This window comes from Neotamlana nanhaiensis (assembly GCF_000943555.1).
Taxonomy (GTDB): domain Bacteria; phylum Bacteroidota; class Bacteroidia; order Flavobacteriales; family Flavobacteriaceae; genus Neotamlana; species Neotamlana nanhaiensis.
On record NZ_JTDV01000001.1, the window covers coordinates 59,055 to 83,183 of the forward strand.

A 24,129-nucleotide genomic window follows, 5' to 3' on the forward strand; every position below is an offset into this window, starting at 1 on the left:
AATAGCTAAACAACACTTACCAACAAAGATTTGTCCCGTTTGCCAACTACCATTTACATGGCGAAAAAAATGGGAGAAAAATTGGGACAATATAAAATATTGTAGCGAAAAATGCAGAAGAAACAAAACACAAGCCTAGTTTGGTTTAGAAACGATTTAAGCATTCACGATAACGCTTCGTTAGCCAATGCTATTAAAAGTAATAATCGTGTCATCGCTTTATTTTGCTTTGATCCAAGACAATTTGAAGATGATCAATTTGGCTTTAAAAAAACCGAAAAATACAGAGCTAAATTTTTAATTGAAACCGTAACCGATTTAAAAAATAATCTAGCTCAACTTAATATTCCGTTATTTGTGTATACCATAAAACCGGAAAATTGTATTCCAGATTTGGTAGAAAATTATCAAGTCAATCATATTTTTTTACAAGAAGAATGGACGCAAGAAGAAGTTGATGTATTTAATAAGGTGAAAGAAAAGTTGCCTGATCACATCCAAATTTTAGCAAGTTACAATCAATTTTTATATCATCCGGAGGATATTCCTTTCAGTATAGAACAATTACCTAAAGTTTTTACGGAATTTAGAAAAGCTTGCGAAAAACAAAGCACAATACGACCAGAAACTTCTTTTTCAAATGAAAAAATAAATGAAAACACTTTAGAAAATCCAACTTCTATTCCAACACTTCAGGATTTAGGTTTTGAAGATTTTGAAGTTCATCCAAATTTTGCGTTTCCGTTAAAAGGTGGAGAAACTGAAGGATTGAAACGTTTGGAAGACTATTTTTTCAACTCTAAAAAATTAGGCGTTTATAAAAAGACGCGTAACGGATTGATTGGTAAAGATTTTAGTTCCAAATTTTCACCTTGGTTAGCCAATGGAAGCATTTCTGCTAAACATATTTACTATCAAGTCAAGCAGTTTGAGAAAGCCTATTTTAAAAACGATTCTACCTTTTGGCTTATTTTCGAGCTTATTTGGCGCGACTATTTTAAATATGTGTCTTTAAAATTTGGCAATCAAATCTTTAAAATAGGTGGAATTTTAAACAAGGATTACAACTGGTCTAAAAATCAACAAAAAATTAACGACTGGATAAATGGTAAAACGTCTGAACCTTTTGTAAATGCCAATATGATCGAACTTAAAAAAACTGGTTGGATGAGTAATCGCGGTAGACAAAATGTAGCGAGTTATTTTGCAAAGTCCATGGAATTAGATTGGCGCATTGGTGCAGCGTATTTTGAGAGTTTACTTATCGATTACGATGTGCACAGCAATTACGGTAACTGGATGTATGTTGCTGGCGTTGGTAACGACCCGAGAGACCGAAAGTTTAACGTCAAACTTCAAGCCGACCGCTACGATAGTAACGGTAAATACCAGCGTTTATGGTTACAAGACACTTTATTTTAAAATATATTTATGTCAGTCTGAGCACAGTCGAAGACTAAAAAAGATTTCATGAAAACACTTAGACTTATACTTGGCGATCAATTAAACAGCAAACACAGTAGGTATAAAACCAACGATAAAAATGTAGTGTATTGTCTATTTGAAATGCGCCAAGAAACCGATTATGTCACGCATCATATTCAAAAAATAATTGGCTTTTTTGCTGCAATGCGTGCGTTTTCAAATCATCTTAAAACAAACAATTTTAAAGTTGTCTATTACAAACTAGACGATAAAGACAACACGCAAGATTTAGTTAAAAACCTAAAACAACTTATCAAAAAACACGATATTGAAAAGTTTGAATACCAATTACCAGACGAGTATCGCGTAGATCAACAATTATCAGAATTTTGCAAGTCTCTAGATATTGAATCTGAAGTGTTTTCAACAGAACATTTTTACACAGAACGCAATGACTTAAAGAACTTCTTCAAAGGTAAAAAGCAATATTTAATGGAGAATTTTTACCGCGATATGCGTAAAAAGCACGACATTCTTATGGCTGGAAACCAACCTGAAGGCGGTAAATGGAACTACGACAAAAGTAATCGCAACAAATGGAAAGGCGAACACAATATTCCGACTTACAAATATTTTAAAAATGATGTTTCAAATATTGTCGAGTTAATCAAAAAAAGTGACATCAAAACCATTGGCAAATTTGACACTAAAACGTTTAGTTACCCAATTACCAGAGCACAAGCGCTTGATCAACTTAAATATTTCTGTGAGGAATTGCTCATTCATTTTGGCGATTATCAAGATGCCATGCATACGGACGAAGTCTATTTATTCCATTCACGATTATCTTTTGCGATGAATATCAAGCTTATTTCAGCAAAAAATATTGTAGATACTGTTTTAAATTATTGGCGCAAACATGGTAACAATATTGATATTTCTCAAGTTGAAGGTTTTATTCGTCAAATTATTGGTTGGCGAGAGTATATGCGCGGTATGTATTGGGCTTTAATGCCAGATTATAAAACTGAAAATCATTTAGAAAACACCAATAAACTTCCTGAATTTTATTGGACAGGAAACACCAAAATGAATTGCCTAAAAAATGCCATAACCAACAGTCTTGATAATGGTTACGCGCATCACATACAGCGTTTAATGGTGACTGGTAATTTTGCGTTGCTTGCACAAATAAATCCAGAAGATGTTGATGCATGGTATTTAGGTATTTATGTTGATGCTTTAGAATGGGTACAATTACCCAACACGCGTGGCATGAGTCAATTTGCTGATGGTGGAAAAATAGCAACCAAACCATACGTTTCTAGCGGAAGTTACATCAATAAAATGAGTAATTATTGTGATAATTGCCATTACGATAAAAAAGAAAAATTAGGCAACAAAGCTTGTCCTTTTAACAGCTTATACTGGAATTTTTTAGATGACAAACGCAGCATTTTAGGCAATAACCGTCGTATGGGAATGATGTACAGTTTACTTGATAAAATGGATAAAGACCAACTGGTAAACATCAAAAAACGTGCACAAAGTATCATTGAAAATCCTGATAATTATTAGAAATTACCAGAACTAATAAATCTTTGAAACCACACACCACATTCAATCAAACACATAAATGTTAATTTTTGTTTAATTTTTATAAAAAAAATTTAAACATTATTTATCTTTGAGGAAAGCTTTACCAATGGTATTAGATACAACACATTACAACAAAGAGCATAAATTCATAATAAACGAATTGGTAGGAAGACCGTACACGCTTTTTGAAGCTTTTAGAATAAAAGGTATTGGTTCTTCCAGAATGATAATTGATGAAGTAAGTAACAACTTTAAAAAATACCTTAATAAAGTATCGAATATCAATTATGCAAACATCGAAATTAGAAAAGAAGGCATACTGGTTTACATTAACAAAGGATTGAAAAATTACACTTGGGCTATTCCATATTACCAACTTGTTATTTACAAAACCGATGCAACGAGCATACACGCTCAAGGTAATTTCATTCGATTTAATATGAATAAGATGCTAAAGGAAAATAAACAGTTTTTTAAAAAGATATTAAACGAGAAAATAAAGTACAGTAAACAATTTAGCTTTTGAAATACGCACAATTTACAACTGAAGACATAGACCGCATAATTGAAATGGCATGGGAAGATCGAACAACTTTTGAAGCCATAAAATTTCAATTTGGATTAAAAGAACAAGACGTAATAAACTTGATGCGTAAGCAACTTAAGCCGAGTAGTTTCAAGCTTTGGCGTAAACGCGTTCAAGGCAGAACAACAAAACATGAAAAATTAAGAGTATTTGAAAAAGGACGCTTTAAATGTAGCAGACAAAAACAAATAACACACAATAAAATATCTAAACGAAGATAAATTTGCTTTGTTTCATTCCTCATGAAAACAGCAATTAAAAAAGATGCTATGAAAAATGAAAAATTACTAAACGGTCATGATTTAAATGGTTTTACGGTTGAAGATATTGGAGACGATCATCTCTTTACAAATCTGAAAACTCCTATGAAACCAGATGCGTTCAAATTATCAGATTCTGAAAAAAAAGAGCGTATCTCCATTTTATTTGAAGAAATCATGGACGTTTTAGGTTTAGACCTAACAGACGATTCTTTAAGAGGTACACCACAGCGTGTTGCCAAAATGTATGTTGAAGAAATCTTCTCTGGATTAAACCCAAAAAACAAACCTAAAGTTGCGTTGTTTGATAATAAGTATCAATACAATCAAATGCTAGTAGAAAAAAACATCACATTTTATTCCAATTGTGAACATCATTTTGTTCCAATAATTGGTAAAGCACATGTGGCTTATATTTCTTCTGGTAAAGTTATTGGTTTATCAAAATTAAACCGAATAGTGCAATATTTTGCTAAGCGACCGCAGGTACAAGAACGTCTTACCAACCAAATCGCCCACGAACTTCAAAGTGTACTTAACACTCAAGATGTTGCCGTAATTATAGATGCTAAGCATTTATGCGTGTCTTCTCGCGGTGTAAAAGACGATAACTCGAGCACTGTTACCGCTTATTATGGTGGTGCTTTTAATACTTCAGAAAAAATTGCAGAATTGTATAACTACATAAATATTTAAAATTATGGATTTAATAGAACGCGCATTAGAGTTTGAAAACAGAAAAAGAAAATCTTTATCGACCAGCGACAGAGTAAAAATCTCTAGAGAAGCCAAGACCTTAATTCTAGATTTAAACCAGATTTATAAGCAAAAAAAAGATCAAAAAATCATGGATTTAATGAAGCGATTAACAGCTATTAAACAAAAAGTTGAAAAACGATTAAAAGGAGTTCCTTTAATTTCCTAATTTAATTAAATCGATAAAAATATGCTCATCTGAATTGATTTTATTAAAATTTACACAATTTCCATGGCTAAAAACATAAAATTTCTCACATTTTACTATATTGCAAAATTGTTAAAATGTACTGGTTTTATAACCAATATGAGAAATTAAAGAAAAGACTATGGAGATCATTAATCGTGCTTTAGAATTCGAACAACGTAAGCACACGTTTAAAACGACAAGTGAGCGTATTGAATCGTCTAGAGAAGTAAAAAGCCTAATTTTAGACTTAAACACAATTTATAAAAAGGAAAAAGATCCTAAAATTATGGATCTAATGAAACGCCTAACCGTGATAAAACAAAAAATTGAAAAACGGCTGAAGGGCAGGCCATAAAAAAACAAAATGCCCTGAAACCATATGAAAACAATACTTGTAATTGGTGGTAGTAAGGGCATTGGTAAAGCCATTGTTAATGCGCTTTTAGATAACTATAGGGTTATAAATATAAGCAGGACATCTCCCGAAATTAACCATGACAATTTAACCCATTTTTCCTGCGACATTTTAAACGACGATTTACCAAAAATTGATGCTATTAGCAGTTTAATTTATTGCCCAGGAAGTATCAATTTAAAACCTATTTCGCATTTAAGTTTAGACGATTTTAAAAACGACTTCGAAATAAATGTTTTAGGAGCCGTAAAATCAATTAAGCATTACTTACCTGTCTTAAAGCAAGCCGAACACGCTTCAATTCTACTTTTTAGTACGGTAGCATCTAAATTAGGGATGCCTTTTCATGCCAGTATCGCCACAGCAAAATCTGGTGTAGAAGGTTTAGTAAAATCTTTAGGCGCCGAATTAGCACCTAATATTCGCGTAAACGCCATTGCGCCAACGGTTACTAACACACCCTTAGCCGCAAAACTGTTACGAAACGAGAAAATGGTAGATAACATTACCGAGCGTCATCCATTAAAGAAACTTTTAAATCCTGAGGAAGTTGCTAATATGGCCGAATTTTTAATTTCCGATAAGGCAAATTCACTATCCGGACAAGTTTTCGAAATGGATTGTGGCATTGTAAGTTTTAAAATTTAAAAAAGAAGCATTATGGCATTTTTAAAAACCTTATTCAGTAAAGAAAAACCACAAAGTGTCACATCGCTTTACGATGTGACGCTAAAAAGTTTGTCTGGAGAACATATAAATCTTAATGATTTTCGAGGCAAATACATATTATTTGTAAACGTGGCATCAAAATGCGGTTTTACACCACAGTATAAAGAATTGCAAGAATTACATGAAAAATATCATAAAAATCTACAAGTAATAGGTTTACCTTGTAATCAATTCGGAAATCAAGAACCTGGTAATGCACAAGAAATTGAATCGTTTTGCGAGGTTAATTACGGTGTTACGTTTTTAATTACCGAAAAAATTGATGTCACAGGAGACCATCAGCATCCTTTGTATGCTTGGTTAACACAAAAAGAAAATAACGGAGTAAAAAATTCTTCGGTAAAATGGAATTTTCAGAAATATTTAGTCGATCCAGAAGGTCAATTCATTGACTACTTCTACTCTACCACGAGTCCTTTAAATTCAAAAATTACCGAACACTTAAAACATTAAAATCATGTTTAATTTATTCAAAAGAAAAACTGAAGCAGAAAAGCTTCAAGATAAATTCAATAAAGTTATGGCCGAATGGTTACAGCTTTCAAGCACAAATCCTTTAAAAAGTGCGAGAAAATATGCCGAGGCCAGAGCCATTGCAAAACAATTCGATATGCTAAAATCATGAAACTCGTAAAAGGGATAATCATTTTTTTAATTATCAATTTTGGGGCATTAGCAATGGGAACGTTATTAATGAATAACGAGCCGCAAACCACATGGTACGCTAGTTTAAATAAAGCACCTTGGACGCCACCTGGTTGGCTATTTGGTGTAGCTTGGAGTACCATCATGCTTTGTTTTTCGATATACATGGCGTATTTATACAAATTAAAAACTGAAGCGTCTATTCTAGTGCTTTTTAGTATTCAATTTGTATTAAACGTCAGTTGGAATTTTCTGTTCTTTAACAAGCATTTTATCCTTCTAGGTTTAATTTGCATTTTGCTTTTAACCTTGGTAGTTGCAAAATTTCTTTTCGATTATAAAGCTACGTTAAAGTATAAATCGCTACTCATACTGCCCTATTTAGTTTGGTTATGTATTGCTACGTCGCTAAATGCATACATTTTTATTTACAATTAATAATTTACAATAAATGAAAGTTTATAGGTTACATAGAACTCAAAAGCTACCAATAACAGTGAATCAAGCTTGGGATTTTTTGTCAGACCCACGAAATTTAAAAGTAATAACCCCAGATTATATGGGTTTTGAAATTCTTTCAGGTGCCGATAGACCGATGTTTGCGGGTCAAATAATTCAATATATTGTAACACCAGTTTTAGGGATCAAAACAAAATGGGTCACTGAGATTACGCATGTTATCGATAAACAGTATTTTGTGGATGAACAACGTTTTGGCCCTTACGATTTGTGGCACCATAAACATTTTGTTAAAGTAATTGACGGTGGTGTAGAAATGGAAGATATTATAGATTACAAATTGCCGTTTGGTATTTTAGGTCAATTAATGCATCCCATTGTTGTAAAACCAAAGCTTGAGGAAATTTTTAGTTACAGAAAAGAAAAATTAGAAGCATTATTTGGCACTTATTAAATGGAAAAAACAGTAAATATATTTTGGTTTCGTCGTGATTTACGACTAGATGATAACATTGGTTTTTATGAAGCTTTACGAGGCGAGCATCCTGTGCTCCCGATTTTTATATTTGACACCGAAATTCTTGAAAATTTACCAGAAGATGATGCCCGCGTAACTTTTATACACCAGACGTTACAAAGCATGCGTAGTGAATTACAAGAACAGCATAACAGTAGTATTGCCATATTTAAAGGTACTCCAGAAACCATTTTTAAGGAACTTATAGAAAGCTACAAGATAAACACGGTTTACACTAATCACGATTATGAGCCTTATGCTAAAACTCGCGATACAGCTATTAAATCGTTATTAATCAATCATAATATTTCGTTTAAAACTTACAAAGATCAAGTTATTTTTGAAAAAAGCGAGGTGGTAAAAAACGATGGCGATCCGTATGTGGTTTACACGCCATATATGAAAACTTGGAAAAATAAATTCAAAAATTACAATCTTGAAATTTTCTACACCAATTCATACCTAAATAATCTTATAGAACATACACGATTACCAAATCTAACCTTATCGGATATTGGCTTTAAAAAATCTAATCAACAAATTGAAGATTACAACGTCACACCAACTTTAATACAAAATTACGAAGCTACTAGAAATTTCCCCGCCAAAGACGGTACATCACGATTAGGGCCACACTTACGGTTCGGAACGGTTAGCGTTAGAAAAATGGTAAAAAAAGCCATTGCTGAAAAAAACGAAATATTCTGGCAAGAACTAATTTGGCGCGAATTTTTTATGCAAATTCTGTGGCATTTTCCAGATACCGCAACCAAAGCATTTAAACCAAAATACGATGGCATTTCTTGGCGAAATAATGAAACTGAATTTAAAGCCTGGTGCGAAGGTAAAACAGGCTACCCCTTAGTTGATGCTGGTATGCGAGAACTAAACGAAACGGGACACATGCATAACCGTGTGCGCATGCTTGTTGGCAGTTTTTTGTGTAAACATTTACTTATCGATTGGCGTTGGGGTGAAGCTTATTTTGCCGAAAAATTACATGATTACGAATTAGCAAGTAACGTAGGTAACTGGCAATGGGTTGCTGGTTCTGGGGTTGATGCTGCACCATATTTTAGAATCTTTAACCCAACCACTCAAATTACTAAATTTGATAAGCAACATGAGTACATAAAAAAATGGGTTCCAGATTATCAGGAATTAACCTATCCGAAACCCATTGTAGATCATAAATTTGCTCGCGAACGCTGTTTAGAAACGTATAAATCAGCTTTAAATTAAGTCAATCATTAGGTTTTAAAATTACATTTATACGCTCAATGCAATCACGGTAATGAATTTTTTAATGTAGAATAAAACTCAAGTTATTTTAACAATAACGAAAAAAGACTGCCCTTTCAGAGCAGCCTTTAATAAAGCTAAAATATTTTGCTAAATTTTACTATTTAACTAAAAGTTTAACAGCCTTAGCTCCTTCAAAAGTTTTTACAGTAGCAATCCAAATTCCAGTACCGAAATTAAAGCTGGTATCTTCATTAGTTTTTACAGTTTTAACTAAAGCTCCTGTAAGACTATAAATATTTACTTCGGTTGATGCTTTTACATCAGAAATATAAATTCTATTTCCAATAGCTCTAACATTTGATGATACATTTGAAACTTCACCTACTTTATCAATACTTAATACAAAATTTGGGTTTTGTACTAATGTATCTGGTACATCAGCAATACCAAAGGCAAGTGCATAAGCAGCGTTTCTCCAAATAGTTAAGGCTTCAGGAGAAATATTTGCGCCATCGCCCATAATTGTTGCGCCATAGCTAAATGATAATGCCACTGCATTAACAGCTAAAACATCGGTAGCAGCGGTACCAATTTGTGTACCTGTTGGTAAATAGTTTATTACCATTGCCGAACTTGCATTTGTAACTTCTGGTACCGTTGCAATTGTTGCTGCAGCAGGACTAGAGAAATCAATACCATTTAACACATCGATAGCTTTTGTTCCGCCTTCACTTCCGTCATCATTAGCGGTCGCTTGAGAAAATATTCTAATATCATCACCTCCAGAAAAATCGATACCTTTAAATAAAAAGTGGTTTGTATTTGTTGCTGTAACAGAAACGTTTTGTGTAGCTGTAACTGCAGCATCACTATCGGTAACCGCTCTACCATCTCTAAATGCCCAAGTTTTATTGTAAATAATTGGAATAGTAACATCTTTAACACCTAAAGCACCACCTGGCATAAATAAACCTGCACCAGAACTAATAGTTTCTTGAGCAATTACTAAATCGTACCCAGACAAATCTGGAATTAAACTACCATCTGCTGGTGTTTCAACATAATCCACATCAAAATTACTATCTGCTATAAACATCTCAATTACAGGATCGGCGCCTGCTGCAGAAGCTCCTGCTCCTTGGCCTACACCTTGTTGGTTAACATAAAGTAATTTTTTAGGAGTTGTATAATTTGGATTATCAACTAAAGTAGCTGGTACTTCACTAATACCGAAAATTAAAGCGTAAACAGCGTTTCTCCAAATGGTCAAGGCTTCATGCGAGATATTAGCACCATCGCCCATAATTGTAGCACCATAGCTAAAAGATAATGCAACAGCATTTACTCCTAAAACATCGGTAGCAGCTGTACCAATTTGCGTACCACTAGGTAAATAGTTAATAACCATCGCAGAACTAGCATCGGTTACTTCTGGAACTGTTGCAATAGTAGCAGCAGCAGGACTAGAGAAGTCTATACCGTTTAAAACATCAATGGCTTTTGTACCACCAACGCTACCATCATCGTTTGCTGTAGCTTCTTTAAATATTCTAATATCGTCTCCTCCTGAAAAATCGATACCTTTAAATAAGAAATGGTTTGTATTTGTTGCTGTAACCGAAAGGTTTTGAGTTGCTGTAACAGCCGCATCGCTATCAGTAATAGCTCTACCATCTCTAAACGCCCAAGTTTTATTATAAATAATTGGAATAGTAACATCTTTTACTCCTAATGCACCACCTGGTTGAAATAAAGCTGCACCAGAACTAATAGTTTCTTGAGCAATTACTAAATCGAAACCTCCTAAATCAGGGATTGCTGACCCGTCTGAAGCCGTTTCAATATATTCTACATAAAAGTTGTCATCATTTTCTAACATGCTAATAACAGGATCGGCTCCTGGAGCTGATGCACCAGCACCTTGCCCTACTCCAACTTGGTTAACATAAAGAATTTTTTTCGCAGCCTCTTCATTTTCATAAAGTTCAGTTGGCATCATTTTTCCTGTTAACATATAAGCTGCATTTCTCCAAATTGTTAAGGCTTCAGATGTAATATTTTTACCATCGGCACGTACTTGCGCTCCATAACCAAAGGCAAATGCAACAATATCTTGTGCTGTAACATCGGTAGCAACTTCGCCTAGTTGTGTTCCAGCTGGAATATGATTTATTACAATTGATGACGCCACATCGATAACTTCTGGTGTAGTAGCTAATGTACCACCAGCAGCATTAGAAATATCTAAATTGTTAAGTACTTTAATTGCTGTTGAACCTCCTGGTGTACCATTATCATTGGCTGTTGTTAAAAATAAACGAACATCATCACCTCCAGAAAAATCGATACCATTAAATAAAGGATTAGATTGGTTAGCAGCTGGAATAGTTACAGAAACACTGCTTTTATTACTTGCAATACCTGCATTAGCATCGGTAACTGCTTTTCCATTTCTAAACGCCTCAGATTTACAATAAATTACAGGAGCCGTAATGCTTTTAACAGCTAATGGCCCAACATCTGGAATGAAGGCCGCATTACCAGACGATACACTTTCTTGTACAATTATTAAATCGTAACCAGAAAGGTCTGATGGTGTAATAGTACCATCTCCACCAATAGTTCCTGCAGTTACTTCAAAGTTAATATCATCTACCAACATTCTTGTAATTGGGTCGTCTCCTGGTACAGAGGCTTGTCCGCCTTCATCGTTAGTATTAGCATTGTTTAAATATAATACTCTCGATAATTCTTGAGTGTTTTCATATAAAGTTGTTGGTACGGTTAAACCTGTAAGCATATAGGCTGCATTTCTCCAAATAGTTAAGGCTTCCGAAGTAATATTAACTCCATCTCCAGAAACTTGCGCGCCATATCCAAATGCAAATGCTACAATATCTTGAGCTGTAACATCGGTAGCTGTTTCACCCAACTGTGTTCCAGAAGGAATATGGTTAATTACAATAGATGAAGCCGCATCGGTAACTTCTGGTGTAGTTGCCAAAGTCCCTCCAGCAGCATTCGAAATATCTAAATTATTAAGTACTTTAAGTGCTGTTGAGCCTCCTGGTGTACCATTATCGTTTGTGGTATTAAAGAATAATTCAATATCATCACCACCAGAAAAATCAATACCACTAAATAAAGGATTCGATTGATTTGCTACAGGAACAGTAACCATTGTGCTACTCTTGTTACTTGCAATACCAGCATTGGCATCGGTAACTGCTTTTCCGTTTCTAAACGCTTCCGATTTACAATAAATTACCGGAACGGTAATACTTTTAACGGCTAAAGGACCAACATCTGGAATAAAGGCTGCATTACCTGACGATACGCTTTCTTGCACAATTATTAAATCGTACCCCGAAAGATCTGAAGGTGTTATGGTACCATCTCCACCAATTGTTCCTGCCGTTACATTAAAGTTCGCATCGGCATTTAGCATTCGTGTAATGGCATCATCACCTGGTGTAGAAGCCGCTCCACCTTCGTCTGTGGTATTGGCATTGTTTAAATACAGCACCTCTTGTTGTGCTGTGAGAGAATTTGGTAATAATGCAGCAAAAAGCATTATCATCAAAATTGATGTAATTTTTCTCATAGTTTAATGAATTAAGTTTAGTTAAAAATAGTTTTACAATGAAGTGGTTTTTCCTCATTTTTTCCGACTGAAAATTAAAGAATTAATAAAAATTTACAGATAAATTTGAACGATGAACGATTTTATAACTCATAATTAAACAATTCATATTTTTAATAGTCTAAATAAAAAGATTATTTTATATCATTTGAATTTTAATATTACCTTCATAACAAGATTTTCACCAACTAAACCACAATATGAGATTACAACTTTTATCGCTACTACTTCTGTATACAACATCATGCGTCACTCAACCTATTTTATTTAAAGATGATTTTAAAAATTTACACCAATGGGTCGCCGAATTTAATAACCCAAATACCTCTTTAACAACCAAAGCCAATACTCTTGAAATTATAACACCTAACGGTTTAACCCTATGGTATAAACACAAATTAGCTGGAAATATTAAAATTTCTTATGATGCCTTAGTAGTATATAATGGTGGCGAATTTGACAGAGTATCCGATTTAAATTGCTTTTGGATGGCTAACGATCCTGAAAATCCTAACGACTTTTTTAAAAAATCTAAATGGCGTCATGGTATATTTGGTAATTACTATTCCCTAGCGATGTATTATGTGGGTTATGGCGGAAACAGTAACACCACTACCCGATTTAGAAAATACGACGGTAATTTTGAAGCTTTTAAAAAAGATAAGATTAGACCAAAAATTATTAAAGAATACAAGGATAGTGTACACTTAATAAAACCCAATATTTGGAAACATATTGATATTGTTTGCAAAGACAGTTTAATAACATATTACTTAAACAACAAACCTATTTTTAAATACATAGACTATACGCCATATACCGAGGGCTATTTTGGATTTAGAACTGTAAAGAATCACTTAAAACTTAAAAATTTTAAAATCACTCAATTAAACAGTGAAAATGTGCGCTTTACTGAAAACCTAAATCGAGGCGTTGTAGCTGTTAATCATTCACCAGATTCTGTGTTTATTAGTTGGAGACTACTAAAATCTGATGCTAAGAATCAAACTTTTAATGTTTACAGAAAATCAGGCGCTTCAAAACCCGTAAAAATCAATGCAAGCCCAATTTCAAAAGGTACTTTCTTTATTGACTCTAATGTTAGTTTAAATGTTACCAATACTTATTTTGTTTGTAAATCTTCTGAAACACCAAAATTCACAAAATGGAACAGTTTTACATTATCGGCTGAAGCTTCAAAAGAACCCTTTCTAAAAATTCCTTTAAATATACCACCACCAAAAACTATAAACGGCCTTTCCTATTCCTATAACGCAAACGATGCTAGTGTTGGTGATTTAGATGGTGATGGCGAATATGAAATTATTTTAAAATGGCAACCTACATTAACTAAAAATCCACCGCAAAAAGGTTTAACAGGCGAAGAATTAATTGATGCCTATAAATTAGATGGCACCTTTTTATGGCGTATAAATCTTGGTAAAAATATACGTGCCGGTGCAGCATATACTCAATTTCTTGTATATGATTTTAATTGCGATGGTCGTGCTGAAATTATGTGTAAAACCGCCGATGGCACTATTGATGGCCAAGGAAACATAATTGGTGACGCTAATAAAGACTGGAGAACCTATAACGACTCATTGCCTACATACGGAAAAATAGTTGATGGTCCCGAATATTTAACGGTATTCGAAGGATTAACAGGAAAAGCTCTAGCCACAACCAATTATATTCCTAACAGATATCCTTTAAATGGTTGGGGTGGTTATGGCGGAAATGGTAATAACGATAATACCGGTGGTCGCGCTGATAGATTTTCGGCAGCCGTGGCTTACCTCGATGGCGAAAAACCAAGTGCATTATTTGTTCGTGGTTGGTATGGACGAACAGTTGTTGCGGCTTGGGATTTTAAAGACAATAAACTTGGTAAACGCTGGGTTTTCGATTCTAAAGACAGAGAAAATCCGTATTCTGGTCAAGCTAATCATCATGTTAGCGTTGCCGATGTAGATTTTGATGGTAATGATGAACTTTGTGTTGGCGCAATGACCATTGATGATAACGGCAAAGGTTTGTACTCAACAGGTTTAAGACATGGCGATGCACTTTCACTTACTGATATGAATCCTGATAAACCTGGTTTAGAAGTCTTTGGCATACATGAAAGTGAAGGCAAAACCTTAAAATTTAAAACACCTGGTGTAGCTATGTTTGATGCTAAAAATGGACATATTTTGTTTAGTAAAGGTCCAGGTGTAGATGTTGGTAGAGGTTTATCGGCAGATATTGATCCTACCCATCGGGGTTACGAAAATTGGGGTGGTCCAGGCGGGTTAAGAGATGTTAATGGTAATACTATTTGTAAAAATACACCTAACTCAACCAATTTTGCCATTTGGTGGGATGGCGATTTAACACGTGAACTTTTAGATAAAAACAGAATAGACAAATGGAATTGGCAATTACAAACTACTGAAAACCTTTTAACGGCAAAAAATTGCGCTTCCAACAATGGAACAAAAGCTACGCCTTGTTTAAGTGCCGATATTTTTGGAGATTGGCGCGAAGAAGTTATTTGGCGCACAAAAAACAATAGTCATTTATACATTTACACCACTACAATACCTACGTCATATAGAATGAATAGTTTGATGCAAGATCCGCAATATCGATTAAGCATTGCATGGCAAAATGTGGCTTATAACCAGCCTCCATTTACAAGCTTTTATTTTGGCGCCGAAATGTTCGATTTAGATTAACTAAGTGGTAAAAGCGAACGATCTAAATGTACATAACCGCCATCAACGGCAATAAATTGTCCTGTGGTGTGCGATGATAGCGCCGAAATAGTAAATAAACATTGGTTGGCTATTTCAGCAGGGGTTGTCATTCTATTTTCTAAAGGAATTTTGCTAACAATAGTTTTAAGCTTTTCTTCGCCATTTTTAAGGGTTTTTATCCAATTATCGTAAGCTGGTGTCCAACTTTCGGCAATTACTATGGCGTTGCAGCGTATACCAAAAGGCAACAAATCGACAGCCCATTCTCGCGTTAAGCCATAAACTCCACCTTTAGCAGCCGCATAACCCGATGTGCCTCCTTGACCTGTTAAAGCTACTTTAGAGCCAATATTCAAAATATTTCCTTTTGATTTTTTTAGCATAGGCAAGCAAAACTTAGTCATAGCAAAATAACTTACCATATTTAATTTCAAAGAATACATAAAATCATCCATAGAAGCATCTAACCCTGCCCCATCGTTAACGCCTACATTATTTATAAGCACATCTAATCGGCCATACTTTTCTTCAATTTTTTTAGCCGCTTTTTCTATTTGGTGGTAATCCGATAAATCTGTTTTTATAAAAATAGCATCAACACCGCGTTCTTGTAATTCTTTTTCATAGGCAAATCCACGATCATTTCTGCAAATAATAACTGGAATAGCACCTTCGTTTGCTAAATGCTGTACAATAGTTTCTCCAATACTTCCTTTAATTCCAGCTGCTCCGGTAACAGCAACAACTTTATCCTTTAATTGTAAGTTCATATTTAAAATAGTTGGTTTTATAAATTATAAAATCTTACGGCATTTTCGCCCATAATGGCTTGTTTCTCGGTAATTGAAAAAGTATCAATATAATTGTTTACAATATTTTTAACCTCGCTATAATTTCCAGCAACCAAACAAACAGGCCAATCGGAACCAAACATAATTCTTTTTGTGCCAAATACCTCAAAAATTAAATCTAAATATGGCTTTAATTGCATTTCTGTCCAATTATTATAATCCGCTTCAGTAATCATTCCAGAAACTTTACAATACACATTTTCATGTTTGGCTATTTCTTTCATTAAAAACGCCCAACCATCATAAAAACCATCTTTAATATACGGTTTTGCTATGTGATCGATAACAAATTTCTGATTTGGAAAACGCCTTACAAACTCTAAAACAGCTCCTAACTGATGCGGAAATACTAAAATATCGTAAGTGTACTGGTATTTTTCTAGAGCAGCAATACCATTTAAAAAGTTAGGTCGCAAAATAAAATTATGATCGGGTTCCGCCTGCACAACATGACGAAACCCTTTTAATGTATTGTATTTTGAAAAATTATTTAGCACCGATTCTATTGCATCAGACTGTAAATCAACCCAACCAACTACACCTTTAATAAAACTATGATCTTCGGCCAATTTTAATAAAAATTGAGTTTCTTCAATATTTTGATCTGCTTCAACGGCTACGCAACCATCAATGCCATTTTCTTTATAAACATTCTGCAAATCGGTGGGCAAAAAATCTCTTCTAATAACCGCCATGTCATCATCTATCCAACTATGTTTTATAGGATTGTAATGCCAAAAATGTTGATGTGCATCAATAATCATTTCACTTTATATTTTAATTAAAACTTACTGTTGCCTTCATAACTCCGGTTTCGGGTTTTAACCAACTATCAAAATTAGCAATCATTTCGGTAAAATCTACTTGATGCGTTACAAACGATTCTGTTGGAAATTGATTTAACACACTAATAACGTGTTCAAAGTCTTCGGTAGTGGCATTCCTGCTACACATTAAAGTTATTTCTTTTGCGTGAATTGCAGGATGATTATAGGTTAAATCGCCTTTTGAGAGTCCCACGAGTACAAAACGTCCGCCATGTGCCATATAACTTGGACAAGCTTCTAAGGCAAATTTGTTTCCAGAAGCATCAAACACTGCCGTACATAAGTCACCGTTTGTAATTTTTGATATTTCTTCAACAGCAGACTCTCCTGCTTTAACAACATAATCTACACCAATTTTATCTTTAGCATAGGCCAATCGTTGCTCATTCATATCTATAGCTATTACTTTAGCTCCTGCTATTTGGGCCAACTTCATAATACCGATACCAATAGGACCACACCCCACAACTGCAACAATTTCTCCCGATTTTATTTGAGCACGACGAATGCCATGCGCACCAATAGCCAAAGGCTCTACAATGGCCATTTCATTATCGGATAAATTATTAGCTTTTAAAAGTACATTTGTTGGCACTGTTATTTGTTGCTGCATACCACCATCGATATGAACGCCTAATACTTTAATTTGGGTACAACAATTGGTTTTACCGTTTTTGCAAGCAATACAAGTTCCACAACTTAAATATGGCATAACAACAACCTTATCGCCTATTTTTATACCTTCTGCATTTTCGTCGATTTCTAAAACTTCGGATGCTAATTCGTGTCCTAAAATTCTTGGGTAGGTAAAAAATGGCTGATTACCTCCATAGGCATGCAAATCGGTTCCGCAAATTCCTACTTTCTTTATTTTTAAAAGGGCTTCACCAGCTTTTCGTTTTGGAACATCTTTTTCTTTTAATTGAAATGCTCCGGGCTCTTCACAAACTATGTATTTCATTATATGTATTTCTGTAAAATTAATTCCATTTGAAAGCAAAGTACTTACAGGATTCATCACTTGCATTGCCAACGCCGTGAAGCGTTTGGGAATTAGCAAAGTAAAAATCGCCAGCAGATGCTTTATAAGTTTCGCCATCAATCATCATTTCTGTATCACCTGATATTATCAAGATAATCTCGGTTTCTATATGTGTATGAGGTTTGTGGCTTAATCCTTTTCTATTTAGTTCTGTAATATGCATTTCAAATCGGTCGCACATTGCAGTTGGCCTATCAAAATAAGCAATACCACCTCCTTTTTCGCTTGGTTTATATTCTAAATTATTAGCGTTATAAACTGTTGAACCTCCATTTTTTTCGCCACGTTCAATATTCATTGGTTTTCTTGATTTATAGCTCATGATGTAATAAGTGAGGTTATTGTCTCCCACATTTTCAATAGAATGCACTTGTTTTGGCATGAATAATACGACACTTCCTGGACCAATAATTTCACTTTTCCCTTCATTGGTAACTTTCATTAAACCTTCCTTGACTATAATAAGTTCTTCAATATCATCATTTGCATTTGGCTCATTGGGTTTAGCCCCAGGATATTGAGTAGTCGCGTGAATTTCCAAATATTCAAAATGTGGCGAAGTGCCTTCTAGAATTGCTCTAGATTCTCTCTCTTCACCTTTGTTTACAACAAAATTACCCCATTTATAAACACCATCTTGTACAGGTTTTAATTGTGCAAAGACTGCTACTGTTGATAGGCACACAAAACTAATTATTAAATTTTTCATAGGTAAATGTTATTAAAATTCTTCAACTGCTTTTTTATTTTCCATCCAAGCTATCATATTTAAAACCAAATAATTCCAGTTTTGAAAACCTTTATTCAAAAGCGGTTCGCCTGTTTCTGGCTCATAATATTCATGCAAAGCACCATTTTTTTCAAAATCCCTTCCAAATAACCAAATGGTTTTTGATGCGATTTCTTTAGCTTCATTCGTAAATCCGTAATCTTTTAAACCTTTAAAAACCATATAATTTGAAATGCCCCAAATAGGACCTCTCCAATTTGAAGGATTGGCACTAGCACGCATACTATACATTTTTTCCATTTTGGAAAGTGTACGTACTCCAGATTGAGCGTTAAAAGTTTTGGAGTTAGAATAATGCTCATTTACGATGCGTTGGGCTTGCTCTGGTGTGGCTACTCCTGCCCATAGTGCTAAAAATCCAGACCACACCTCAATACGTTGAATGAGGCAATCATAATCACGTGGATAGCCACTATGAATCATAAAACCTTTACCCAAAGTGTTGTCTAATCGGTTTTTTGTTGAAGTCAAATTTAAATCTACACTATAATAAAACCCATCGCGCTCATCCCAACAATGTTCTTGTATTGCTGCCTTCAATTCTTTTGCATCTTTGGCAAATTCTTTTCCTATTTCATCTTGGTTTAACTGTTTGGCCAAATAAACCATAGCCAGAAGTTCTTTATACATCAAGCAGTTTAAATAAATAGAGCCAGAGCTTTTGGCAGGCCTAAAAAATGTACTAGGGTCATTATCTACACCAATGGCCACATCATTTTGCCAATAGTATAACCCTGTAGATTTATGTCGATGATGTGTTTTGTAGTTATTTACAAAAGCCTGTAAATGATAAAATTTCTCGCGAAGCCACTCCGCATTTCCATCATTTGTTTTTGTTAAAAATGCCGCATGCTGCGCTAATACAGGTTTGTGCATATTAACATCATAAATATTCTCGGGTAAAACACTACGCGGGTTAGAATCTTCCCAAATAACTATAGGCAAATAGCCATCCCACTCACCATAATGCAAAAAGTTAAGCACGCAACCTTGTTCATATTTAATGGCTTCTTTCTTATCTTTTTCAGAACCAATATCAGATAATATTTGCCTAAGTGCAATGTTGCTCAACCAAGAATCCCAATCCCAGAGCACATTTGCGTACTGATTGCTTCCAGGAGTGAGAAAAGGATACGTTAATGCACCACTAGCTGGCCTATACATTTTTTTGTAATCCTTATAAACATATGATTTTATGATGTTTGAATAGTTGGAAATGGAATCGGACTGCTGACCATAAAACATCGAAACCATAAAAAACATCGCAAAATTTAGTAAAAACCTTTTCATGAATTTTAATCTATTTTTTTATACACAAAATTATCAAACTGTACTTGTCCCTCACCAAAAGCAAACAAACCGGCACGAAGACTTAAAAACTCTCCAAAAACATTATGATTAAAGCCACTTGCTTCAATTGTACGTTCAACCCTTGACCAATTTTTGGCATCACTACTAAAATAAAAACTTACTTCGTTTTCATCATTTAGAATTCTGAGGTAACCATGATTTCCTAAAGTATTTGGTTCACTAATTTTTCGGCGTTGCCTATTAAATACTGCAAAGCGTTCTTTGGTTGCCGAAATGTGCATATTTGCTACCTCATTATAATACAAACACAACCCAAACTCAACATCATCCAAAATAGTATACTCAACTTGTACTTCGTATTTTCTGTCACTACTATTCACCAAAATTGGCGAACTATCAGCAAATGATTTTCCTTTTGCTTTAAAAATGATTTTTCCTTCATTAAAACTTACTCTTTCTGGTGCATTGTCTTTATAAAATTGCCACTGAAGATTTAATGTTTCATTATCAAAATCATCACTTAAACCGTGTGAAGCTTCTGAAATTTTTAGCTTAGGAAACTCAATATAATCTGAAGCATTAATACTATCTGGCACTTTAAACCAACCATCTTCAGTCCATTCAATTGGCAGCATTAATGTTTGGCGACCTAATGTTTGAAAGTGTTTTTCATAGCCATGATACATAATCCACCAATTTCCATTAATATCATCAACCAAAGTGCCATGACCTTGGTTCCACCAGCGTTCACTTCTATTTTCAGTATGAACTATCGGGTTGTAAGGCGAGTTTTCAAAAGGCCCATAAGGTGATTTTGCTCTCGCTGAAACCACTAGGTGAGCCGTTGCCGGTCCTGCTGTTCCGCCTTCGGCAGTGGTTAAGTAATAATAACCATCTTTTACTGTTGATTTTGGAGATTCTAAACAAAAGCACTCTGTACTCCATTCTTTTGGAAATTGCCAGCCTTCGTAGTTTTGTACAGGTTTTTCAGCTGTTGCTAAACCATCATTGGTTAACTTCACAATATAGCCTTTTGATAGATACAGAAACCTATTTCCATCTTCATCAACTAAATGACCGGGGTCAATATATCCGCTTAATTTTAAATCTATTGGCTCACTCCATGGACCATTTGGTGAATCGGCATAAACCACCCAATTGGTTCCGCCAGCAGGGAAATAAATGTAATATTTTCCATTAACAAACACTAAATCTGGTGCCCACACAGATCCCACATTTTTTGTCAAGGCATGAGAAATACGCGTCCAATTTACCAAATCAGTTGAATGCCAAATAATCAAACCTGGATAATAATTGAACGACGAATGCGTCATATAATAATCACTTTCCACCCTAACAATTGAAGGGTCTGGATAATCACCTCCTAAAATAGGATTTGTATAAGTTGATTGTTCTGTTAGTATTTCTACTTCTTTTTTTGTTTCGTTTTCTTCTTTACAATTTGTAAGTATGGTGATAGAAAACAATACTGTTATAGTAATAAATACTGATTTAAAATTTAGTTTTTTCATTTGAATTTTATCTTTTAGAACCATTCTATTTTTAAATCTTTAATTAATGTTGCTCCACTTCTTACAGTTCCTGTGTGCTGAAAACTAACACCTCCAAAAGTGTTTGGCATGATTTCAGTTTCCATATTAACTACTTTAACAACTTCTGATGCATTGTGAGGTGTAAAATAATCTTCCGTATTTTCAGCATGCACCAACAATTTATTGCCCTTAACCTCAACAGTAATTTTGCAATTAGGACGATAACACGTTGCTGAAATAGCTTCGCTAATTGCGGTTGCATTACCATTTTCGTATTTCATAATAACGAAATCAATAGCATCACTATATTTTGTGGTTCTGATTAAACGGAGAGCATAGCCATTCATGTTTTTGGTATCCATCTTTATGCCAACATCCATATACTGCATTCTGGCGCTGCTAAACCCTTGGCCAGCAGTTTTTGAAGGCACAGCCAAAAAGCTGATTTTCATATCGCCAAAACTATCGTCAACGGGCGTGTAACGCATTCTTGCTCCTTTGGTATTTTGTACAAAACCTTTAACCCCAGCAGCTCCATTAATGCCTTCTCCGTAATACCAATGGTCTTGGCTATTATCTGCTTCCCAATTAAAATCTTTAGTATCTAAAGGCGCATAACTATCTAAAGTCCAAAAACCTTGTAAAACTTGTGGTTGATATTTGCCCGACATCGTTTCGAAATTTGCTTCCAAAATTTTAGGGTTACTTTTTACATCTTTTTCGGAAATTGACTTTTTGTAAACAACAGATTTCGCTTCTCCTGGGTTACAGCGCAAATGCTTTGGAGATACACTTGCCATGATGTAAAATCCAACATCGCCGTTAGAAAGTTGATATGTTTTTAATGGATTATCAAACCTTGAAACAGCTATTTCAATGGGTTCATCACCATTTACATTTTTACAGCGATACCAACTGATTATAGATTGGTCCTCAAAAGACATATCCAAATCATAATATAAACTAAGCTTCCCTTTTTTAGGCGTACTAATTTTTGGAAGTTTCTTGAATTTAGGCGGATTTAAAAAAGAAGGCGCAATATAAAGTACCGTTGCTGATTCTAAACCATAGGGTGTCGATGCTGAAACAATAACTTTTTTGGTTTCATTTACATCGTTGGTTGGAATGATTAGGCAAGTACCGTCTTCATTATCTTTTAATTTTACAAATGACTTGAATTCATCTGAAACTTTCCAAATAATAGTTTCACCTTCCATTTTAAAATTACCAAAACGATTTACTATAGTTTCGAGAAGCAAGCTATCTTTTCCTGTTTCAATTTTTTGTTGTGTTGACTTTACAACAAGTTGTGTTGGAATTGAAGAATAAATTTTCCCTGTTTCTGTTTCAATTTGTTGAACAATCGATTTTATACCCATGGGGTCCCAATCGTCATTGCCCTTTAATAAATTGTAAGTGTTATAAATTACTTTGTCATTATACGTAATGCGATAGGCATCAAGCAGTGTTTTTTTTGAAATATCAACAGTGGCGTATGATTCATTTTTACTTATAAACAGAGGGTTTTCATTGAGAGTTATATTACTTTGATAATATCTCGATTCTAAATCTGGAATATCTCTCCAACCTATATAACTTAAATCTTCAGAAATAAAACGCGTATCAATAGCAGCTACAGGTCCGCGGCCTTTTACAAAATATTGAGTATTTCTTGTAAAAGCTTTAATATCACAATTTAAAAAAACAGCGCCTGTACCTACGGTATGCCCAAAAGGTTTAGAAGAGTAAAACTCAAACGTAGAATTTAAATACACGGCACTACCGTTAAGTGCATCATCGGTCATTTCAAAATGACATTTATCAAAAAGCGTGCGTTTACTTCCCCAGAAAGGCCCCAAATTTAAACGACTTATAAAATGCGTGTTTCGAGCCACAATCTTATCGCCATTTGAAAAAATAAGTTGAGCTTGTACTATTGCCGAACCTCTTTTTTCTCTGTTTAATTTCGGATTTAATGGATATTCCAGATCTATATTACAATAATTTCCAAAAGTTATATTTTCTGTATTTGTACCATTGCCATTAATACGAAACATGGTGAAATTACCTTTAGAGCCCATAGTTTGACCTCTATTACAAGCCAGAATAACATGCTCTGGATTATCTGACAATCCTCGAAATTTTAACCATTCGCAGTTAATTTCTAAACCTATTGGTGAGCCTCCAACTGTATCAGGCATTCTAATTTCAGGATCATCAGGATTGTCGATCCAGTACACCCAAGGCGCAATGTAAAGTACCATGGGAGAATCTTCATTTCCATTGGTTAAATGTTTTGAAGCTTCGTTAATTGAATTGAAAACAAAATCATATTGAGCTACCTCATTGTTGCTTAAACTTCCATCTATAAAAAATGCCTTAGGCCCTAATTGAATATTTTTATTCTTGTAATTTATATAATCTCCCCAAAAAACAACTTCTTTTGAAAGACCTTGAGGATAGTTTTGAGCCGTCATACTTATATTAAGAACAATAAAAGCAATTAGTAAAACCCAATATGATTTGTTTTTAAGTTGCATAG

The 24,129-nt window shown here is 34.3% G+C and carries 23 protein-coding genes; 15 read left to right on the forward strand and 8 right to left on the reverse strand.

The features are described 5' to 3' along the window. Position 1: 1 nt before the first annotated feature. From PK35_RS17265 to PK35_RS00325, 14 genes are all read left to right on the forward strand, one after another. Positions 2 to 139: a DUF2256 domain-containing protein gene (locus PK35_RS17265; RefSeq protein WP_202903801.1), complete on the forward strand. Its 138-nt coding sequence runs from the start codon at positions 2 to 4 to the stop codon at positions 137 to 139. Continuing rightward, entirely contained in the window at positions 112 to 1,422 is a 1,311-nt protein-coding gene (locus tag PK35_RS00265) for a DASH family cryptochrome (RefSeq protein WP_044624680.1), read from the forward strand. The genes PK35_RS17265 and PK35_RS00265 overlap by 28 nt, the downstream gene beginning before the upstream one ends. Before the next feature lie 48 nt (positions 1,423 to 1,470). Then, the gene (locus PK35_RS00270) at positions 1,471 to 3,003 is read left to right on the forward strand and encodes a cryptochrome/photolyase family protein (RefSeq protein WP_044624681.1); all 1,533 of its coding nucleotides are present in this window, start codon (positions 1,471 to 1,473) and stop codon (positions 3,001 to 3,003) included. Between the two features lie 109 nt (positions 3,004 to 3,112). Beyond that, entirely contained in the window at positions 3,113 to 3,550 is a 438-nt protein-coding gene (locus PK35_RS00275; RefSeq protein WP_316930155.1) for a hypothetical protein, read from the forward strand. Then, positions 3,547 to 3,831 carry a TIGR03643 family protein gene (locus PK35_RS00280; protein WP_262509278.1) on the forward strand — a complete coding sequence of 95 codons (285 nt, stop codon included), beginning with the start codon at positions 3,547 to 3,549 and terminating at the stop codon, positions 3,829 to 3,831. Before PK35_RS00275 ends, PK35_RS00280 begins: the two co-directional genes overlap by 4 nt. Before the next feature lie 48 nt (positions 3,832 to 3,879). Further along, positions 3,880 to 4,566: a GTP cyclohydrolase I FolE gene (gene folE, locus PK35_RS00285; RefSeq protein ID WP_044625161.1), complete on the forward strand. Its 687-nt coding sequence runs from the start codon at positions 3,880 to 3,882 to the stop codon at positions 4,564 to 4,566. Positions 4,567 to 4,570: 4 nt separating this feature from the next. Continuing rightward, the gene (locus PK35_RS00290) at positions 4,571 to 4,795 is read left to right on the forward strand and encodes a hypothetical protein (RefSeq protein ID WP_044624683.1); all 225 of its coding nucleotides are present in this window, start codon (positions 4,571 to 4,573) and stop codon (positions 4,793 to 4,795) included. Positions 4,796 to 4,955: 160 nt separating this feature from the next. Next, positions 4,956 to 5,171: a hypothetical protein gene (locus PK35_RS00295; RefSeq protein WP_044624684.1), complete on the forward strand. Its 216-nt coding sequence runs from the start codon at positions 4,956 to 4,958 to the stop codon at positions 5,169 to 5,171. 24 nt (positions 5,172 to 5,195) lie between these two features. Further along, positions 5,196 to 5,879: an SDR family NAD(P)-dependent oxidoreductase gene (locus PK35_RS00300; RefSeq protein ID WP_044624685.1), complete on the forward strand. Its 684-nt coding sequence runs from the start codon at positions 5,196 to 5,198 to the stop codon at positions 5,877 to 5,879. Positions 5,880 to 5,891: 12 nt separating this feature from the next. Continuing rightward, a complete protein-coding gene (locus PK35_RS00305; RefSeq protein ID WP_044624686.1) occupies positions 5,892 to 6,413 on the forward strand; it encodes a glutathione peroxidase in 522 nt (173 codons plus the stop codon). 4 nt (positions 6,414 to 6,417) lie between these two features. After that, a complete protein-coding gene (locus PK35_RS17460) occupies positions 6,418 to 6,585 on the forward strand; it encodes a Lacal_2735 family protein (RefSeq protein WP_044624687.1) in 168 nt (55 codons plus the stop codon). Further along, positions 6,582 to 7,043 (forward strand): TspO/MBR family protein, encoded by a 462-nt coding sequence (locus PK35_RS00315; protein ID WP_044624688.1) that lies wholly within the window; start codon positions 6,582 to 6,584, stop codon positions 7,041 to 7,043. The genes PK35_RS17460 and PK35_RS00315 overlap by 4 nt, the downstream gene beginning before the upstream one ends. 13 nt (positions 7,044 to 7,056) lie before the next feature. Beyond that, positions 7,057 to 7,518 carry an SRPBCC family protein gene (locus PK35_RS00320; RefSeq protein WP_044624689.1) on the forward strand — a complete coding sequence of 154 codons (462 nt, stop codon included), beginning with the start codon at positions 7,057 to 7,059 and terminating at the stop codon, positions 7,516 to 7,518. Then, positions 7,519 to 8,823 (forward strand): cryptochrome/photolyase family protein, encoded by a 1,305-nt coding sequence (locus PK35_RS00325; RefSeq protein ID WP_044624690.1) that lies wholly within the window; start codon positions 7,519 to 7,521, stop codon positions 8,821 to 8,823. 160 nt (positions 8,824 to 8,983) lie between these two features. On the opposite strand, the gene PK35_RS00330 is transcribed toward PK35_RS00325, so the two are convergent. Beyond that, a complete protein-coding gene (locus PK35_RS00330; protein WP_131474381.1) occupies positions 8,984 to 12,430 on the reverse strand; it encodes a T9SS type A sorting domain-containing protein in 3,447 nt (1,148 codons plus the stop codon). Between the two features lie 239 nt (positions 12,431 to 12,669). On the opposite strand from PK35_RS00330, the gene PK35_RS00335 reads away from it, so the two are divergent. Next, the gene (locus PK35_RS00335; RefSeq protein WP_238320842.1) at positions 12,670 to 15,192 is read left to right on the forward strand and encodes a rhamnogalacturonan lyase family protein; all 2,523 of its coding nucleotides are present in this window, start codon (positions 12,670 to 12,672) and stop codon (positions 15,190 to 15,192) included. On the opposite strand, the gene PK35_RS00340 is transcribed toward PK35_RS00335, so the two are convergent. Genes PK35_RS00340 through PK35_RS00370 form a run of 7 tightly spaced genes read right to left on the reverse strand, consistent with a single transcriptional unit; the run spans position 15,189 to position 24,127 of the window. Further along, positions 15,189 to 15,983: an SDR family oxidoreductase gene (locus PK35_RS00340; RefSeq protein ID WP_044624692.1), complete on the reverse strand. Its 795-nt coding sequence runs from the start codon at positions 15,981 to 15,983 to the stop codon at positions 15,189 to 15,191. The two genes, PK35_RS00335 and PK35_RS00340, sit on opposite strands and share 4 nt — an antisense overlap. Before the next feature lie 17 nt (positions 15,984 to 16,000). Continuing rightward, positions 16,001 to 16,828: an amidohydrolase family protein gene (locus PK35_RS00345; RefSeq protein ID WP_044624693.1), complete on the reverse strand. Its 828-nt coding sequence runs from the start codon at positions 16,826 to 16,828 to the stop codon at positions 16,001 to 16,003. Positions 16,829 to 16,841: 13 nt separating this feature from the next. After that, the gene (locus PK35_RS00350) at positions 16,842 to 17,852 is read right to left on the reverse strand and encodes a zinc-binding alcohol dehydrogenase family protein (protein WP_044625163.1); all 1,011 of its coding nucleotides are present in this window, start codon (positions 17,850 to 17,852) and stop codon (positions 16,842 to 16,844) included. A 19-nt stretch (positions 17,853 to 17,871) separates the two neighbouring features. Beyond that, positions 17,872 to 18,618, reverse strand: a complete 747-nt coding sequence (locus PK35_RS00355) for a cupin domain-containing protein (RefSeq protein ID WP_162182419.1) — start codon at positions 18,616 to 18,618, stop codon at positions 17,872 to 17,874. A 36-nt stretch (positions 18,619 to 18,654) separates the two neighbouring features. Beyond that, entirely contained in the window at positions 18,655 to 20,013 is a 1,359-nt protein-coding gene (locus PK35_RS00360) for an MGH1-like glycoside hydrolase domain-containing protein (RefSeq protein WP_044624695.1), read from the reverse strand. A 5-nt stretch (positions 20,014 to 20,018) separates the two neighbouring features. After that, on the reverse strand, positions 20,019 to 21,566 hold the full coding sequence (locus PK35_RS00365; protein WP_117624636.1) for a family 43 glycosylhydrolase: 1,548 nt from the start codon (positions 21,564 to 21,566) through the stop codon (positions 20,019 to 20,021). A 14-nt stretch (positions 21,567 to 21,580) separates the two neighbouring features. Next, positions 21,581 to 24,127 carry a hypothetical protein gene (locus tag PK35_RS00370; protein WP_044624696.1) on the reverse strand — a complete coding sequence of 849 codons (2,547 nt, stop codon included), beginning with the start codon at positions 24,125 to 24,127 and terminating at the stop codon, positions 21,581 to 21,583. Positions 24,128 to 24,129 lie beyond the last annotated feature (2 nt).

Bases quoted from the DNA above. Each gene is read 5' to 3' on its own strand.
- PK35_RS00265 (WP_044624680.1), top strand. From the start codon at position 112: ATGCAGAAGAAACAAAACACAAGCCTAGTTTGGTTTAGAAACGATTTA.
- PK35_RS00270 (WP_044624681.1), top strand. From the start codon at position 1,471: ATGAAAACACTTAGACTTATACTTGGCGATCAATTAAACAGCAAACAC.
- folE (WP_044625161.1), top strand. From the start codon at position 3,880: ATGAAAAATGAAAAATTACTAAACGGTCATGATTTAAATGGTTTTACG.
- PK35_RS00290 (WP_044624683.1), top strand. From the start codon at position 4,571: ATGGATTTAATAGAACGCGCATTAGAGTTTGAAAACAGAAAAAGAAAA.
- PK35_RS00295 (WP_044624684.1), top strand. From the start codon at position 4,956: ATGGAGATCATTAATCGTGCTTTAGAATTCGAACAACGTAAGCACACG.
- PK35_RS00300 (WP_044624685.1), top strand. From the start codon at position 5,196: ATGAAAACAATACTTGTAATTGGTGGTAGTAAGGGCATTGGTAAAGCC.
- PK35_RS00305 (WP_044624686.1), top strand. From the start codon at position 5,892: ATGGCATTTTTAAAAACCTTATTCAGTAAAGAAAAACCACAAAGTGTC.
- PK35_RS17460 (WP_044624687.1), top strand. From the start codon at position 6,418: ATGTTTAATTTATTCAAAAGAAAAACTGAAGCAGAAAAGCTTCAAGAT.
- PK35_RS00315 (WP_044624688.1), top strand. From the start codon at position 6,582: ATGAAACTCGTAAAAGGGATAATCATTTTTTTAATTATCAATTTTGGG.
- PK35_RS00320 (WP_044624689.1), top strand. From the start codon at position 7,057: ATGAAAGTTTATAGGTTACATAGAACTCAAAAGCTACCAATAACAGTG.
- PK35_RS00325 (WP_044624690.1), top strand. From the start codon at position 7,519: ATGGAAAAAACAGTAAATATATTTTGGTTTCGTCGTGATTTACGACTA.
- PK35_RS00330 (WP_131474381.1), bottom strand. From the start codon at position 12,430: ATGAGAAAAATTACATCAATTTTGATGATAATGCTTTTTGCTGCATTA.
- PK35_RS00335 (WP_238320842.1), top strand. From the start codon at position 12,670: ATGAGATTACAACTTTTATCGCTACTACTTCTGTATACAACATCATGC.
- PK35_RS00340 (WP_044624692.1), bottom strand. From the start codon at position 15,983: ATGAACTTACAATTAAAGGATAAAGTTGTTGCTGTTACCGGAGCAGCT.
- PK35_RS00345 (WP_044624693.1), bottom strand. From the start codon at position 16,828: ATGATTATTGATGCACATCAACATTTTTGGCATTACAATCCTATAAAA.
- PK35_RS00350 (WP_044625163.1), bottom strand. From the start codon at position 17,852: ATGAAATACATAGTTTGTGAAGAGCCCGGAGCATTTCAATTAAAAGAA.
- PK35_RS00360 (WP_044624695.1), bottom strand. From the start codon at position 20,013: ATGAAAAGGTTTTTACTAAATTTTGCGATGTTTTTTATGGTTTCGATG.
- PK35_RS00365 (WP_117624636.1), bottom strand. From the start codon at position 21,566: ATGAAAAAACTAAATTTTAAATCAGTATTTATTACTATAACAGTATTG.
- PK35_RS00370 (WP_044624696.1), bottom strand. From the start codon at position 24,127: ATGCAACTTAAAAACAAATCATATTGGGTTTTACTAATTGCTTTTATT.